Source organism: Staphylococcus cohnii species complex 1663 (assembly GCF_041008415.1).
GTDB lineage: Bacteria > Bacillota > Bacilli > Staphylococcales > Staphylococcaceae > Staphylococcus > Staphylococcus ureilyticus.
The window spans coordinates 17,880-34,593 of record NZ_JBFDVL010000001.1 but is presented as its reverse complement, the minus strand read 5'-3'; the positions used below and the strand labels follow the sequence as shown (position 1 = coordinate 34,593).

At 30.7% G+C, this 16,714-nt stretch carries 17 protein-coding genes and 1 riboswitch; of the genes, 13 read left to right on the top strand and 4 right to left on the bottom strand.

All coding sequences use genetic code 11. From position 1 onward, the window contains the following. Positions 1–6: 6 nt before the first annotated feature. The 3 genes from AB1J10_RS00130 to AB1J10_RS00120 all read right to left on the bottom strand — a co-directional run bounded on the left by AB1J10_RS00130 (position 7) and on the right by AB1J10_RS00120 (position 3,040). The gene (locus tag AB1J10_RS00130) at positions 7–924 is read right to left on the bottom strand and encodes an AEC family transporter (protein WP_046206941.1); all 918 of its coding nucleotides are present in this window, start codon (positions 922–924) and stop codon (positions 7–9) included. A gap of 661 nt (positions 925–1,585) precedes the next feature. After that, positions 1,586–2,533, bottom strand: coding sequence for an oxygen-dependent tRNA uridine(34) hydroxylase TrhO (trhO, locus tag AB1J10_RS00125; RefSeq protein ID WP_308889639.1), 948 nt, complete (start codon positions 2,531–2,533; stop codon positions 1,586–1,588). Positions 2,534–2,821: 288 nt separating this feature from the next. Next, complete coding sequence (locus AB1J10_RS00120; RefSeq protein WP_046206943.1) at positions 2,822–3,040, bottom strand: hypothetical protein; 219 nt, start codon at positions 3,038–3,040, stop codon at positions 2,822–2,824. Between the two features lie 135 nt (positions 3,041–3,175). On the opposite strand from AB1J10_RS00120, the gene AB1J10_RS00115 reads away from it, so the two are divergent. The 4 genes from AB1J10_RS00115 (at position 3,176) to AB1J10_RS00100 (ending at position 6,510) form a co-directional block, all read left to right on the top strand. Continuing rightward, complete coding sequence (locus tag AB1J10_RS00115; RefSeq protein ID WP_064209973.1) at positions 3,176–3,649, top strand: peptide-methionine (S)-S-oxide reductase; 474 nt, start codon at positions 3,176–3,178, stop codon at positions 3,647–3,649. 265 nt (positions 3,650–3,914) lie between these two features. Further along, complete coding sequence (locus tag AB1J10_RS00110) at positions 3,915–5,348, top strand: YhgE/Pip domain-containing protein (protein WP_046206945.1); 1,434 nt, start codon at positions 3,915–3,917, stop codon at positions 5,346–5,348. 21 nt (positions 5,349–5,369) lie between these two features. After that, complete coding sequence (locus AB1J10_RS00105; RefSeq protein WP_046206946.1) at positions 5,370–5,822, top strand: MarR family winged helix-turn-helix transcriptional regulator; 453 nt, start codon at positions 5,370–5,372, stop codon at positions 5,820–5,822. A gap of 121 nt (positions 5,823–5,943) precedes the next feature. After that, positions 5,944–6,510, top strand: a complete 567-nt coding sequence (locus AB1J10_RS00100; RefSeq protein ID WP_046206947.1) for a DUF4064 domain-containing protein — start codon at positions 5,944–5,946, stop codon at positions 6,508–6,510. Between the two features lie 49 nt (positions 6,511–6,559). On the opposite strand, the gene AB1J10_RS00095 is transcribed toward AB1J10_RS00100, so the two are convergent. Further along, positions 6,560–7,381 (bottom strand): helix-turn-helix domain-containing protein, encoded by an 822-nt coding sequence (locus AB1J10_RS00095; protein ID WP_308889638.1) that lies wholly within the window; start codon positions 7,379–7,381, stop codon positions 6,560–6,562. Positions 7,382–8,014: 633 nt separating this feature from the next. Here AB1J10_RS00095 and AB1J10_RS00090 point away from each other — a divergent pair. The 9 genes from AB1J10_RS00090 (at position 8,015) to nrdG (ending at position 16,711) form a co-directional block, all read left to right on the top strand. Further along, positions 8,015–8,185 carry a hypothetical protein gene (locus AB1J10_RS00090; protein ID WP_155390634.1) on the top strand — a complete coding sequence of 57 codons (171 nt, stop codon included), beginning with the start codon at positions 8,015–8,017 and terminating at the stop codon, positions 8,183–8,185. Between the two features lie 285 nt (positions 8,186–8,470). Then, complete coding sequence (locus AB1J10_RS00085) at positions 8,471–9,394, top strand: AEC family transporter (RefSeq protein WP_046206948.1); 924 nt, start codon at positions 8,471–8,473, stop codon at positions 9,392–9,394. A 339-nt stretch (positions 9,395–9,733) separates the two neighbouring features. Continuing rightward, a complete protein-coding gene (xylB, locus tag AB1J10_RS00080; RefSeq protein WP_308889637.1) occupies positions 9,734–11,221 on the top strand; it encodes a xylulokinase in 1,488 nt (495 codons plus the stop codon). A 155-nt stretch (positions 11,222–11,376) separates the two neighbouring features. Beyond that, positions 11,377–11,489: riboswitch (TPP riboswitch) on the top strand. 75 nt (positions 11,490–11,564) lie between these two features. Beyond that, on the top strand, positions 11,565–12,158 hold the full coding sequence (locus tag AB1J10_RS00075) for a thiamine phosphate synthase (RefSeq protein WP_081254298.1): 594 nt from the start codon (positions 11,565–11,567) through the stop codon (positions 12,156–12,158). A gap of 39 nt (positions 12,159–12,197) precedes the next feature. After that, entirely contained in the window at positions 12,198–12,398 is a 201-nt protein-coding gene (gene thiS / locus AB1J10_RS00070) for a sulfur carrier protein ThiS (protein ID WP_204180472.1), read from the top strand. A 1-nt stretch (position 12,399) separates the two neighbouring features. Then, a complete protein-coding gene (locus AB1J10_RS00065) occupies positions 12,400–13,167 on the top strand; it encodes a thiazole synthase (RefSeq protein WP_046206951.1) in 768 nt (255 codons plus the stop codon). Continuing rightward, positions 13,167–14,165, top strand: a complete 999-nt coding sequence (locus tag AB1J10_RS00060) for a ThiF family adenylyltransferase (protein WP_064209982.1) — start codon at positions 13,167–13,169, stop codon at positions 14,163–14,165. Before AB1J10_RS00065 ends, AB1J10_RS00060 begins: the two co-directional genes overlap by 1 nt. A gap of 165 nt (positions 14,166–14,330) precedes the next feature. Continuing rightward, positions 14,331–16,181 carry an anaerobic ribonucleoside-triphosphate reductase gene (nrdD, locus tag AB1J10_RS00055; protein WP_369002879.1) on the top strand — a complete coding sequence of 617 codons (1,851 nt, stop codon included), beginning with the start codon at positions 14,331–14,333 and terminating at the stop codon, positions 16,179–16,181. Further along, positions 16,178–16,711 carry an anaerobic ribonucleoside-triphosphate reductase activating protein gene (gene nrdG, locus AB1J10_RS00050; protein WP_046206953.1) on the top strand — a complete coding sequence of 178 codons (534 nt, stop codon included), beginning with the start codon at positions 16,178–16,180 and terminating at the stop codon, positions 16,709–16,711. The genes nrdD and nrdG overlap by 4 nt, the downstream gene beginning before the upstream one ends. Positions 16,712–16,714 lie beyond the last annotated feature (3 nt).

The following is a 16,714-nucleotide window of genomic DNA, read 5'->3' as shown; positions in this document are numbered from 1 at the left end:
CAATTTTTAAAATAAGATACGAGATAAAAAGATAACAGTGGTAACTGTAAAAATACTAAATAATGTAGAAAATAATACAATTTGTGCATGTAGTTCCGGTTCAATTTGATATTCCATGGCAATCGTAGAAGTATTTCTTGAAGTAGGAAAAGAACTAGCAATAAAAAGTGATTGTGCTACAACACCGTCTAAGCCTAATAAATAGATAACTGCTAAAGAAAGTATTGGACTTATTATTAAACGACCGATAAGTGACCATGAAATAACGCGATGGAAAAAGTTGATTTTAATTCTGGCAAGTTGTGCTCCTAACAAAATCAGTGCTATAGCTACAAATCCATCAGAGAGTTGATCGAGGGGAATTAAAATCGTTTTGGGAAGCTTAACAGTAAAAACTTGGCAGATAATTCCTAGCAGAAGTGCATGAAAAACTGGTAGACGTAAAAATCCGCGTGTGATATCTGCCATTGATTTACTAGCTGATAGTAGATTATACATACCATAAGAATATGTGAGTAAATTTTGAAATACTAAAATGAAAATTTGGACTGAGACACCGATTGGATTATGACTAAATACGAGTTGACTGACTGGTAACCCGTAATTTCCTGAATTCATTAACGAAATACTATTTTTTAGAGCAGCACTTTCTCCTTTTTCCAAATGTAGACATTTAGAAATTAAATTGCCAAGTAAAATTAAAATAACGCTGAAAATGATAATATAATATATTATGTTTAGTAATAAAGGTATATCAATGTTAATTTGGTAAATGTTTACAAATACTGATGCCGGCATTAAACAGTATGTTATTAAAGTGGAAAAGTGTTTAAGATTAAAAGAAAATTTTATTTGAAGTATTAAACCCAACAATATCAGAAGTAAAATAGGCAAAATAACTTCTGAAAGAATAAAAATAAACATAAGCAACCTTCTATCTCTAAATATTTTATGTGATGAAAAATAATGCAATATTCATTTACTTTTACGTTAGCACATATTTATTATAAGTAAAATAAATCTTAATAATTAGAATTGATAAGTAAAGGTTATCGTTATGTTGCTCAAATAATAAGTGAAATGTAAAAAATCTCAATAAATATAAAGCGTGCGGTAGCTAATTATGTAAAAAAAGTAATTTTAAAAAGACAAGGTACTGAAACATAAACCCTAGAAAAATAACACTCATATGATTTAATTCAATCCATCTGAGTGTTTCTTTGATTATTCAATACTGCAGCATATTGTTGGCTCGATTTCTTAGGGACAGATTCAGTCTGTCTCGTCTTCAGATTGTCTTGTTCCAGCAAACGTCTCGCCAAAATACAATGTATTCATATGTACTTTTACGTTAAATACTTTAAAAAATAAGACACTATATCAATCCAAGTAGTAACTCAATGAGCTAACTATAATTAAAACAGTATTGAAAAAGGCAATTTCTATATTATTTCAATAGAAATTGCCTTTTTCACTTGTCTAAGAACTTTATGTCCCAGACTATTTTTTAGTTAACTTGATAGATATGTCTAATATTTTGTATGACATTATCGTATGTTCATACAGTGTTTCAAAGCATCATTTACTAGACAAGTTGTTTAAAGTTTTCTAGGCGTTTTGCTTTTTCTTCATCACTAATACCATGTTTTTTAACATAGCGATTATTTTCGTGTTCAGCACATTCATGGCAACAAGCGCCTAAATAACGTGCTTCATTTTCTTCAGATACTAAAATTTGACGGTTACATTCAGGATTAGAACAATTGATGTAACGTTCACAAGGTGTCCCATCAAACCATTCTTTACCTACAACAGTTTTTTCAACTTGATTGACATCTACACTGATACGTTCGTCAAATACGTACATTTTGCCGTCCCAATACTCACCTTTTGTTTCTGGATCTTTTCCATAAGTGGCGATACCACCTTCAAGTTGGCTTACGTCTTCAAAACCTTCTCTTAGTAGATAACCGGAGAATTTCTCACAGCGAATACCGCCAGTACAATAAGTGACGATTTTTTTATCCATAAATTGATCTTTATTTTCTTTAATCCAGTCTGGTAAATCTCTAAAACGAGTAATATTAGGTCGAATCGCACCACGGAAATGTCCTAAATCATATTCATAATCATTACGCGCATCGATAACAATTGTGTCATCATCAAATAATGCTTCTTTAAATTCTTTAGGTGATAAATAATTACCAGTAAGTTCTTTAGGGTTAATATCTTGCTCTAAATCTAATGCTACAATTTCTTTTCTAGGACGCACGTGCATTTTTTTAAACGCGTGACCATCTGCTTCATCAATTTTGAAAGTAATTCCTTTGAATCTTTCATCTGATTGTAATGCGTTCATATATTTTTCTGTTGCTTCAACTGTTCCTGATACAGTACCATTAATACCTTCAGTTGATACTAAGATACGTCCTTTAAGCTCCAAATCTTTACAAAAATCTAAATGCTCTGTAGCAAATGTTTCTGGGTCTTCAATCGTTGTATATTTATAATACAATAATACTCTGTAATTCATAATTCTATTCTCCTCTAATTTATTTCTGTTTATAATAGTTTTATATAAAATTAATAGTTTAGTGATGTCGTGCGGCTATCATTCATAATGGTATTATGAATGTTTGCTATATGCTTTTATAAAAGGACGAAATTCTCCTCACTATATTGTAACAAAAAAGGAACAATATTCAATTTAAAAATTTTGTAAAACTAAATATTGTCAAAAATTTTTTGAAGAGCATTTGAATTATGAAAAAAACATGTTCTTTTCAAATTTATTATCAATGAAAAGAACATGTATATAAATTTACTTATTTTTATTTGTAAAGATAAGTGCAACTACTAAACTAATTGTACTGATAGCAAAGATAATATTCATAATAGAAAGTGTTTCTATAATCACTACATCTTTGCCTAATCGTTCAAAAGCATTTTGTTGCATTTCTTTCTCTGAATTAAAATCACTGTCAGCTCTTGAAGGCTTTTCTTCAATATCTTCTAATAATCTTTCTTTAACTTTAGGCATGTTATACCTCCTTATTCTCTATTATAATTTTTCCCTATTAACAAAAAATAAACCATCAATATATAGGCGTTTGCATCATATGCTTGAGGTGGCTATACTTTTATTAATCAATGAAATAAAGCAGGAGAGGATAGAATGGAAACTGTATATTTAGCAGGTGGATGCCTTTGGGGTGTTCAGGCATTCGTTAAGACATTACCAGGTGTCATTCAAACAGAAGCTGGTAGGGCAAATGGTATTACGCATACACTTGATGGAGAATATGATGGTTATGTAGAAGTAATTAAAACGAGTTTTGAACCGGAAAAAGTATCTGTTTCTGATTTAATGGGGTATCTTTTTGAAATTATTGACCCTTATAGTGTAAATCAACAAGGTCAAGATATAGGATTAAAATATAGAACTGGCTTATATAGTGAAGACGCAAAACATTTAAAAGAAGCACAGGCATACATAGATGCAATTGAAGATCATCATCTTATAGCCACAGAGGTATTGCCACTGACGAATTATGTTAAAAGTGCAGAAGCACATCAAGACAGATTATCAAAATTTCCAAATGACTACTGTCATATACCTAAAGGACTTATTAATAAGTATAAAAAGTGATGAAACAATATAGATTTTAAAGTAAAACTTCTTTGTATATTTTGAAAACATTTTCATAAAAAGTAACCATAAAATTTTTAAAAAAAGGGTTTGACATTTAAATTTAAGGCGCGTAATATACTAAAAGTACATGGGGTGTACTAATGTATTTTCATCCCTTTAAATACTTAGTCATACGCATTATACTAAGACAAATATTTTTGTTTTAGTCTTTTTTTATCTTATAGTACACGGGATGTACGATTAAAGGAAGGTAGTTGGAAAAATGTTGAATGAATTTAAATTTATTTTTAAAAATAAAATGTTAGTGGTCTCTTTAATTGCTATATCGCTTATTTCATTGCTATATGTAGCTTTGTTTGTTGGTTCAATGTGGGATCCATACGACAAGACAGAAAATCTAAAAATATCTGTTGTCAACCATGATGAAAAAGCAACGCTTAATAATAAAGATATTACTATCGGTGATGATTTAGTAGACAAATTAAAAGATAATGATAAGTTTGATTTTCAAGTTGTTTCTGAAAAAGAAGCAGATAAGCAATTGAATAGAGGTGAAAGTGTAGGAACAATTATCGTTCCCAAGAATGCTTCATCCAATGCAACGACAATTTTAGATGAAAATCCTAAAAAAATAAATCTGGAAACTAAGGTGAACCCAGGCTCTAGCTATACGGGCAGTCAATCTGCAAATTCAGCTATCAATACAGTGACTGAATCTATAAAAGATAATATTAGATCAAATTATTTGAATGAATTATTCGCTAGTGCTAAAAAATCACAATCAGGTTATCAAGATACATCTGATGCATTAGGGCAAATGTCTGATGCAGAAACACAACTTATTGATGGTAATCAAGAAGTGACAGATGGTATTCAACAAATGGCGCCGATGGTAGGTCAACCAGCTCAAAAGTTATTATCAGGAAATCAGCAAGTAACAGATGGGTTGAAAGAGCTTCAGGCTAATAATGACGAATTAAAATCAAAAATAGACGACGCAGTGAGTCAGCAAAACAATGTTTCATTTGAATCCGAAAATGAAAAAGCGCTTAATGATGTTACTAAAGTAAAAGAAAATAATCCGACGAATGCTGATGAATATGGTGCAACAATTGTTCCTTATATGGCAAGTGTAAGTTTATTTGTTGGTGCGCTATCGTTTAGTGCGATTTATCCATTGAGAAAAACGATTGATAAATCTACAACTTCAATAAGACAAACTTTAGGAAAATTTGCATTATATATTGTTCAAGGTGCGTTATCTGCATTGTTCATGAGTAGTTGGGTATTATTTGTATTTAATATGTCAGTTGGTAATGTCTGGAAATTTATATTAGTAGGGTTATTATGGGCTATTGCAGCAATTACAATCACATCATTCCTAACATTATTCTTAGATAGAATAGGACTCTTTATATCAATGATTCTTTTAATCTTACAATTGAGTGCAAGTGAAGGTATGTTCCCAATAGAGCTTTCTGCAACGTTCTATAGATGGATACATCCATTTTCACCAATGTCCTATGCTATTCAAGGATATAGAGAAGCAATATTCACTAATGCAGGTCACTTCGACTTTGGATTTGTTGTAGCTCTACTTATCGGAATCATTATCGTAATGATGATTTTACAATATTTAGTTTTATTATGGTTTAATAAACGTGAAAAATTACCACTTTCTATCGAATTCAAGTAACTTATAAAGGGGGATAAAGTGATGAATGATGTAGATGCATCGATTGAGAAAGCGATAACCAAATTTCAAATCGTGATGCTGTATTTAAACAAAGAAATTATTGAAATGGTGAATGAATCATCTCTCACAAACCTACTTTCAAGAGAACAAATTGAAGCGATGAGAATTATTCAAACAAAAGGTCAAGTTACGATTAATGAGTTAGCTGGGCTACAAAATATATTTAAAACAGCTGCTTCAAAAAGAATCGGTAAACTTGAAGAAATGGGTTATGTGCAAAGGGCACACTCAAACAATAAAAGAATTAAATTAGTCCAATTAAGTTTAGAAGGTGAAAGTTTCTTAAAACAAGCGACTTCAGCAATGAGTGAATCAGTGAAAAATCGCTTAGGTAACCAATTTTCACTTGAAGAAATAGAAGATTTTGTAAATCAATTGGAACGAATCGATGAAGCCTTTAGAAAAAGTAAATAATTACTAAGCAATTAAATGAGTTATACATGGACTTGTAGCTACAGGATTAGTATACTAAATGATGTAATTTCAAGCGTATACTAACTGAAAAACATAAATTTTTGATTAGGGGTGAAACATAATGAAAAGAACAGCTGAACGTATACTTGCCTGGATTGGTATTGGTTTACAGCTATTAGGTGTAATTGTTCTGGCAATATTCTTACCATTAATTGGAAATGGTGACAATAAAAATGCAATGATACAAGCAATGATGGAAGATGATAGTTCAATCACATATGAAAATGGAGAAGCGGTTATTAATATGTTAAGTGCCTTGGTAACTGCAGGACTAGTATTATCTATTGTGCTACTTATAGTGGCGATTATTGGTGCAGTGTTAATTGGTAAAAAAGCCAAAGCTGCCGGCATTTTATTAATCATTGTGGGTGTTATTTCATTAATCGGTAACTGGATTACTGCCATTTTATGGTTAGTAGCCGGTATCATGTTGCTAGTAAGAAAACCTCAAAAACCTATTTATAGCAGAGATGAAGAAGATGATGCTAATCCCTTTATCAAAGATGGGTCACAAGTAAATGAACATAATAACTCATATGTATTATCTGAAAATCAAAAAGAGAACGAACAAGAAAAAATCAAAGAAAATTATTCCGATACTGACGAGGATAATAAATATAAATATTAATTTTTAATCCAAGTTTGCCTTTGATAGGTAAACTTGGATTTTTTATATATTATTCAGATTTGATTGTATCTAAAATTAATTGGAGTTGGTTATATAATTGATGTGGCTCTATCTTCGTATTTGTATTTTTAGAATTATGTTGTTTTATAAAATCTTTTGGTGTCATATGCATCACATTTTTGAAATCTCTCAAATAAGTATTGTATGAACGGAACCCATAATCTACCCAAATTGATTCGCTATTGCCATTTGTTAATAAATCCCTAGATAAACTATAGATTTTAACTTTTTTAATGTATTTGATTAATGAAATATTCATTTTTTTTGAAAATTCTCTAGATAAATAACTACTATTTACGTAAAATGTTTTAGCTAGTAAATTAAGCGTTAATGGTTGCTTGTAATGTTGGTTAATATATTCTACAACGTTTTTAATTAATTTATTCGAGTAAGTCAACTGACCATATATATTTGCTTGAGATGAATTGAGGTAATTAATTAATTTAATAACTCCGATGTCTCCATTAAATAAATTATTTTCTAAAATATTTTTTAAAGTTGTAATATAAGTTTCGGTAATCAACTTACTTAATTTATATTTTTCTAGAAGATTTTCTCGATTGATTAAGGTGAAACGATGATAACTTAAATTATTTACTGAAATACAAGCAAGCATACCTTCTCGATGTACAATGAGATTTTCTTCGAAATCGTATACCACAAATACATCGCCTCGATGAAATATAAAATTTGATTTTACTTTTTGGAAATGAATCATACCTGAAATAACCAAATACATATTGGAAAAGTTAGGTGTATTTAAATGTTCTAATTGATCACCTTCATCATAAATGATGTGATTATAATCCATTGAAACCCTCCATTCCTTAAATGTTGCTAGAAAAGTTAGCATCAATTTATGTAAAATGAGAATCAGATTAAGTATTAAGGTATTGGGAGTGAGAGCAATAAATTTGTTTTGGAAATGTAGATATACTTAAATTTAATTTCATTTATTTAAATAGTACTCTTTTTAAAATTAATACGTCAATTAATGTTGCGTAATTATAATAAAATAAAATTCTAAAACTAAAAAAATGGATAATTTTTACATCTGTTTATAATATATTCTATTATTGAGCGTAAAAATAGTGATAAATTCGAACAATTCGTGAATAATTTTGAAGTACTGAATAATTGAAAATATTTTCAGCGTTGTATTAAGTCAGTATTCCAGCTAATTAGCAAGATGTCATAGGGTATTGATTTCCGTAAAATGAGAATCATAAAAGTAGCATTTTAGTGAGTTTAGCGTCCAAAAAATAGAATGCTGTATACAAATTGGGGTAATATCAAATCAAGTAGCATAACTTGGATTGTTATTAAACTAAATTAAAATGCAATAAAATAAGTTGTTCTATTGAGGAAGATAATAAAAACATGTAAATTGATAGTAAAGGTTAATATAGACATTAAATTGAAATTAACAAATGAGGTGAGCTAAATGATGATGATGATTGGTATACTTACACCACTATTGGTTATTGGCTTTATAGTTATGTCAATTTTGGAAGAAAAAAAACGAAACAAAAGAGAGCAAGAAAATAATAACGATGATCAAAAGCACATAAATAATACGACTAATAGCAATGAGGATAACCGTAAAGATGAATAATTCATTATTTTATTGTTATAAACCTCTTTAAATAGTAAAGTGCTCCATTAAATCATGCACATATTAAAATAGTATGAACAAAGCAAAGTTTAGCATTCTATTGATACGATATAGGAGTTGAAATATAAAATTGATTTCTAATTTATCAATTTTTATTTCACTCCTAATTTTTATATTTTCAAAGTATATCAACGACATAATTTTAATGGTCAGATATCTAAATTTAACTTAAACACAAATGAAATATGTCTAGTGTTAAATGTTCTTACAAGGAAGTGTTATATAATGAGTGAAATGATATATATATTACAAAGTGTATTATTACCTATTTTCATAATGATTGTATTGGGATTTATCTTACAGAAAAAGTTCACACTAGATTTAAAAACTTTAGCGAAATTAAATATATATGTGTTTGTACCAGGATTTATTTTTGTAAAGTTTTATAAGACAAATTTTGAATTACATTTATTATTATATATTGTAGTTTTCTTTATAATATACATAATTTGTTTATATATCGTGGGCAAAGCTTTAACTTTAATAAACAAGAGGGATAAAGGGGAAGCTACGACGTTAACCAATAGTGTATTATTTTTTAATTCTGGAAATTATGGTGTACCAGTTAATGACTTAGTGTTTAAGGGAGATCCACTCGCGATGTCTGTTCAAGTCATCGTTTTATCATTACAAAATATTTTCACTTTTTCGTATGGCATTTTTGCAATACAGTCTGCACAAATTGGAAAGTTAAAAGCGATGTTAGGGTATTTTAAAATGCCAGTGCTATACGCTTTGTTACTTGCAATTATTTTAAATTATGCGGATATCCCCATACCGGAATTTATTTGGACGCCAGCTAATTATGTGGCAGATGCGATGATTGCAATTGCTTTAATCATGCTAGGAGCACAAATTGCGAATATAAACTTTACTTTCAAGTGGTCACTATCATATATTTTTATATTTGTACGTTTAGTCATTGGACCAGCTATCGCATTAATCATTATAAAAATCATGGGTATTGAAGGAGTGATTGCACAAACACTTTTTATCGCTTCAGCAATGCCAACATCAGTAAATAGTTCTGTGATAGCGCAAGAGTATGACAATCATCCTGAACTTGCAGCAGAACTTGTCTTTTTATCAACTTTATTAAGTTCAATTACTGTGGTAATTGTTATTTATGCTTCTAAATTATTGTTTTAGATAAATAAAAAGTTATATGAATTATCATTACCAATACGTTTAAGCGCTGAGATATAAAAATTAAATCTTGGCGTTTTTTATTTCAGTTTTTAGCAAATTTTTATGAATTAAAAAATCACTGATGTATTTAAAGTGCTGAAAATTTTAATGCCACTTTTCTTGCTATATCAAACTTAAACCATGTAATATCCTTGTTTGTCTATTGTATAAAAATTGAATCGAAAATATTTTATTTGTAAAAATAATTTTTATTTTCAAATTTATTGTGCTATAAATATAGCGTGAACGACATTTAAAATAAATAGTTTGAAAATAACTATAAATTGAAGGATGGTATATGTGAAAGAGATTGTATTAGGCATAGATATCGGTACAAGTTCTGTTAAAGCCATTGCTATTAATAAAAGAGGTGACGTTTTAGATAGCGTCAGCGAACCCATCGATGTTATTAATCAACAAACAGGTTTTAGTGAACAAAATCCAGATGATTGGTTTAAAGCTTCTAAAGATTGCATTAAGTACTTATTAAATTCTGTAAAGTTAGCAAATATGAAGATCAAAGGTATTTCATTTTCTGGCCAAATGCACAGTTTAGTACTGCTTGATCATCAATTTCAACCACTTAGAAATGCCATTTTATGGAATGATACAAGATCCACTTTTCAATGCGAACAAATAAAACAGCAATTTGGTGAATATGTAATGGATAATCCTGTGTTAGAAGGATTTACATTAACTAAGTTGTTATGGGTAAAAGAAAATGAACCGATGATTTGGTCCAAAGCAAATGTGTTCTTATTGCCTAAAGATTATGTGAGATTTAAATTCACAGATACGATAAATATGGAATATTCTGATGGCTCAAGCACGTTGTTAATGGATATAGCATATAAGTGTTGGAATAAAAAAATTTGTGAGTATTATGGTGTATACCAATTATGTCCCAATTTAATTGAATCACAAAATTTTGTAGGGCACATCAATACTTCAATTGCAGATGAATTAGGTATAGGTGATGATGTGGCAGTATTTGCTGGGGGTGGAGATAATGCCTGTGGTGCATTAGGTGCAGGTGTTATTAACGATGGCGATACATTATGTAGTATCGGTACTTCTGGTGTGATACTAGCGTGTGATTCTGAGCATACGGGTACTTATTATCACAATATACATCATTTTAATCATGTACTCCCTGAAAAATCTTATGCGATGGGAGTAATATTAGCTGCAGGAGATAGTTTGAAATGGTTTCAAAAAAACATCGCTCCAAATTTAACTTATAGTCAAATTTTGGATGAAGCAAAACAGTCTTCTATAGGGAGTAATGGTTTAATATATGCACCATATCTATCAGGAGAACGTACACCTCATGGGGATAGTCAAATTAGAGGAAGTTTTATTGGCTTAAGCCGTATGCATTCGATTAAAGATATGGCTCGCGCGGTTATTGAAGGTATTACTTTTGCATTATATGAATCTATCTATTATTTACGTGAAAATGATAAAAAAATTAAAGAAATGACTTCTATTGGTGGTGGAGCTAAAAGTGATTTTTGGCTTCAATTACAAGCTGATATCTTCAACGCTAAAGTATATAAATTAAAGCATGAAGAGGGACCAAGTATGGGTGCAGCGATGATAGCAGCTAAAGGTGTAGGGTGGTTTCATGATACCGCTGAGATGATAGGACAATTTATACAATATGATAAAGTATTTGAACCATGTATAGAAAACCATATGCAATATAAGCAGTATTTTGCAATATATAAAAAAATCTATGGTGATACCAAAAAAATAACAAAAGAATTATTAAAGTTATCGCAATAAAATTATAATATCGGTGCAATTATGTCGCTATTTCTTATAATATTTCCTGGAAAATAAAAAGCTTAAAAAATATAGACGGTTGAAAAAATACAGTTTTTACGTTAAATTAAACATGAAATAAACATAAAATGCATATCAATTAAATAGAGATAAGTTTAGACCACTGGAAGTGCCTTTATGACAAAAGGCTGAGACGAGCGTGATACGCTAGAATTCCTTGAACCTGATCCAGTTTGTACTGGCGTAGGAAAAGTGGCGTTATAAACCGTATTAGTCCGTTCATATTAACGTTATTTTTCCTATTTGGAAAAGTAACGTTTTTTTATTTTTAGGAGTGATTATAGTGATTATTGCGATTACCAATTATCATAAATTAACCAAGAAAGATAGCGCGAATTATTGTGAAATTGAACCTTATATTGATTATCTCATCGTCAGGTCACCGATGTGTACTTCTGAGAAGATTGAATGGATTAACCAACTAAAGCAACAACATTTTCCAAAAGATAAAATTATTATTCACAGTGATTATCGTGTACTCCAATCTTGCGGCTTATCACGCATACATTTTAGAGAAAATGATGAGCAAATCCGTGCTTTAAAACAACATTGTTCAGACATAAAAATAAGTATGTCTACACACAGTAGCCATGCAATTCAATATGCAGAAGATTTAAATTTAGATTTTGTACTTTATGGGCACGTATTTGAAACAAAGTCTAAAAAGGGGTTAACCCCTAGATCATTTAGTGAGGTCAATGAAGCATTGAAAAGTGATATTCCCGTAATCGCATTAGGTGGCATTAATTTAACAACTATGCCTCATTTGCCTAAGGGATTTCAAGGTATCGCAGGTATTTCTATTTTTAATCACTCAATAAAAACAGTACAAGCGTTACACAGAGCATGGTTACATTATGAAACAACACAAAATTAATGATTTACTAATCAATAAGCGAGAAAGGAATGAATCATGATGCATTGCATTATTAATGGTGATAATTTCACATTTGAAAATCCTTTAAATATACAAGAGGTATTGCAAACACTTGGTTTAGACGAAAAAAGAGTGATTGTTGAACATAATAAAAAATTAATTAAGCAAAACCAATTTCAGAATCATGTCGTTAATGATAAAGATTGTTTAGAATTATTAGAATTTGTAGGAGGCGGATAAGATGTTTAAAATAGGAAAATTTGAATTTAATTCAAGATTGTTATTAGGTACTGGTAAATTTGAAACAGAAGCCATTCAAAAAGAGGCAATAAATGCGTCTGAAACAGAGGTTTTAACTTTTGCAGTACGTCGAATGAACTTATATGATGAGAAATTTCCTAACCCTTTAGCAAAAGTTGACTTATCAAATTTTGTTACTTTTCCTAATACTGCTGGAGCAACATCAGCTGAGGAAGCGATAAGAATTGCAGAAATTGCTAATCATGCCAATCTTTGTGACATGATTAAAGTAGAAGTGATAGGTGATCAGGAAACCTTACTACCTGATCCGCTAGAAACATATGAGGCGTGCAAGGTTTTACTAGAAAAAGGTTATACAGTGTGTCCTTACATTTCAAATGATGTTGTACTTGCTAAGCGTTTAGAAGAATTAGGAGTACACGCGATTATGCCACTAGCTTCACCTATTGGTACAGGAAGAGGAATAAACAACCCTTTAAATCTACGTTATATTATTGAACGCGCCAATGTACCCGTAATTGTGGATGCAGGGGTTGGATCACCAAAAGATGCATGTCATGCTATGGAATTAGGGGCCGACGCCATTTTATTAAACACAGCAATTTCTAGTGCGAAAGATCCAGGGAAAATGGCAGAAGCCATGAAGTTGGGTATTCAAGCAGGAAGAATGAGTTATCAAGCAGGGAGAATACCAGTTAAGTACACAGCTCAAGCTTCAAGTCCAACAGAAGGCATCGGATTTTTATGATGGAAAGATATTCTCGTCAAATACGCTATAAAAATTTTGGTGAACAAGGCCAGCGTAAACTAGCGCAAACACATGTGATGATTGTAGGAGCAGGAGCGTTAGGAAGTCATTGTGCAGAAATATTAACACGTATGGGGATTGGCGAGCTTACGATTATTGATATGGATATTGTAGAATTATCAAATTTGCATAGACAAGCCACTTATACTGAAAACGATGCACAAACGATGATGCCTAAAGTGGAAGCACTAAAAAAGCATTTGTTAGATATAAATTCTAATATTAAAATCAACACATTATACAAAGAAATAACTTGCACCAACATTGAACACATTTTAAGAAAATCAAATCCTGATATCGTCATGGATGGCATGGATCATTTTAAAATTAGATACTTGATTAACGAAGTATGCCATAAATTTTCGATACCTTGGATTTATGGGGCAGCAATCGGAAGTCAAGGTACCGTTTATGGTATTGATTATAAAGGCCCATGTTTAAAATGTGTGCTCGATAAGATGCCAGAATCTGCAGAAAGTTGTTCTATTAATGGTGTGTTACCTACAGTTATATACCAAGTAGCTAGCATGGAAGTTTCAGAATTATTACGTTGGATAACAGCATCTGGATTCTCTCAAAAATTAATAACGCTAGATACTTTTTCAATCCAGTACCATACAGTGAATATCAACCAACTTAAAAATGACGATTGTAGCATTTGTGTACATCAGAGATATGATTTACTGAACCAACCTCAACATACAAACGTAGAATCTCAATGTGGCAATACATTTTTGCTTCGTTTCGATGAAAATATTTTTGAATATGCACATTACCTACCTGCCAAAATTAAAAAGGCCAATAGCTTTGCTAAATTACTTTCTTATAACGAAATCGATATTACTTTATTTAAAGATGGTCGTATGAATGTTTATGGCTTGGAAGATGAAGGACAGGCGCAAGCATTATATACACATTTTGCTAAAAGCATAAAATAGGACATTTACATTTCTCAAAAGCAAAAATTTTAGAATAAAAATTAAAGTTTCTTAAATCGTAACAAATTTGTGACATATTTGTTAACAGCTCTTCTCAACATTGAAACACTATATATTGTGGTATAAATTATGTTTATATACAATATATAGAAAAGAAGGGGTAAAATGAATAAATTAGAACAAAATTTAACGAAAATTATTACAAAAGATCCAACAGTTATTAACGAAAATGCTAATAAAGATAGTGCCACTTTTTCTACAATGAGAGATTTAACAGCAGGTGTTGTATCTAAATCATATGCTTTGGATTACTTATTACCTAAACATATAGCTGAAGCACATAAAAGTGGAGATATACATTTCCATGACTTAGATTATCACCCATTTCAACCACTCACTAACTGTTGTTTAATTGATGCTAAAAATATGTTGAAACATGGATTTCGAATTGGCAATGCATCTGTGACATCGCCAAAATCAATTCAAACAGCTTCTGCTCAGCTTGTACAAATTATTGCCAACGTCTCTAGTAGTCAATACGGGGGTTGTACCATTGATCGAGTAGACGAATTATTAAGTGATTACGTAAAATATAACGAAGCAAAACATAGAAAATTGGCACAACAATTTGTTGATGATACACATATTGATGCATATGTTGATTATCAAATCACCCAAGATATTAATGACGCAATTGAAAGTCTAGAATACGAAATAAATACACTTTATACTTCAAATGGACAAACGCCATTTGTCACTCTTGGTTTTGGTCTAGGTATAGATGAATATAGTAGAAAAATTCAACAAGCGATATTGAAAACACGAATAAAAGGACTTGGAAAAGACCGTATAACAGCTATATTTCCTAAATTAGTTTTTTCTATTAAAAAAGGTGTGAATTTTAGTGAAGATGACCCTAATTATGATATTAAAAAATTAGCATTAGAGTGTTCTACAAAAAGAATGTATCCAGACATATTAAATTATGATAAAACTGTAGAAATTTTAGGTGATTTTAAAGCGCCAATGGGTTGTCGTTCTTTTTTACCAGTATGGAAAAATGAGCAAGGTGAAGCAGAAAATAATGGAAGATGTAATTTAGGTGTAGTAACGCTTAATGTGCCGAGAATAGCTATAGAATCAGATGGTGATATGGAAAAGTTTTGGGAAATTTTTCATGAACGAATGCAAATTATGCACGACGCATTAGTTTATCGCATTAAACGTATGGAACAAGCTACACCTGATAACGCTCCAATTTTATATAAAAATGGTGCGTTTGAACATCGTTTAAGTGATGAAGAGAGTGTTATGTCATTATTTAAAAACAAACGTGCTACGTTATCGATAGGTTATATTGGTCTGTATGAGGCAGCTACTGTTTTTTATGGCCCTGAGTGGGAAAAAACTGCAAGAGGTAAAGCCTTCACCTTACAAATTTTAAAAGCTATGAAAGTTTATCAATTAGAATGGACTGAACGCTACGACATTTGGTTTAGTATATATAGTACACCAAGTGAATCATTAACAGATCGTTTTTGCAGATTAGATAGAGAAAAATTCGGCGATATATTAGATATTACAAGCAAGGGGTATTATCAAAATTCGTTCCACTACGATGTGCGAAAAGATATTACACCATTTGAAAAGATAGATTTTGAGAAAGATTATCCATTTTATGCTAGTGGTGGTTACATACATTATTGTGAATATCCAAAATTAGACCATAACATTAAAGCATTAGAAGCGGTTTGGGATTATTCATATGACAAAGTTAGTTATCTAGGAACAAATATTCCTATAGATCATTGTCGTTTATGTGATTTTAAAGGTGATTTTAAAACAACTGCATCAGGATATCAATGTCCAGAATGTGGAAATAGCGACCCTAAAACCGTAGATGTAGTAAAACGAACATGTGGCTATTTAGGTAATCCAGTGCAACGTCCTACAATCGAAGGTAGACATAAAGAAATTTGTGCAAGAGTAAAACACATGAAAGACCAGTCGATATGACAATACTAAATATCATTAATGGACAAGGTTACATTGCCAAAATAGAGTCACAAAGTTTCGTAGATGGCGAAGGCGTGAGATGTAGTTTATATGTTTCAGGGTGTCCATTTGCATGTTTAAATTGTTATAACAAAGCAGCTCAAAATTTTAAGTATGGTGAGAAATTTAATATTGAAACTTTAAATGAAATATTAGAAAATTGCGAACCTGATTATATAGAAGGTTTAAGTATTTTAGGTGGGGAACCATTTTGTAACTTAGATATAACACTCAATTGTGCTCATGCATTTAGACAACGTTTTGGTCATAGCAAAACCTTATGGGTATGGACTGGATTTTTATTTGAATACTTAAGGAATGATCAATCTCAGAGAAATGAATTATTGAAAATTATAGATGTACTCGTCGACGGTCCTTTCATGCATCACTTATATAAACCCAATTTACCTTATAAAGGTTCATTAAATCAACGTGTGATCGATGTGCAAAAATCATTAGTCGATGGTAGAATCCATGAGTATATAATTTAACAT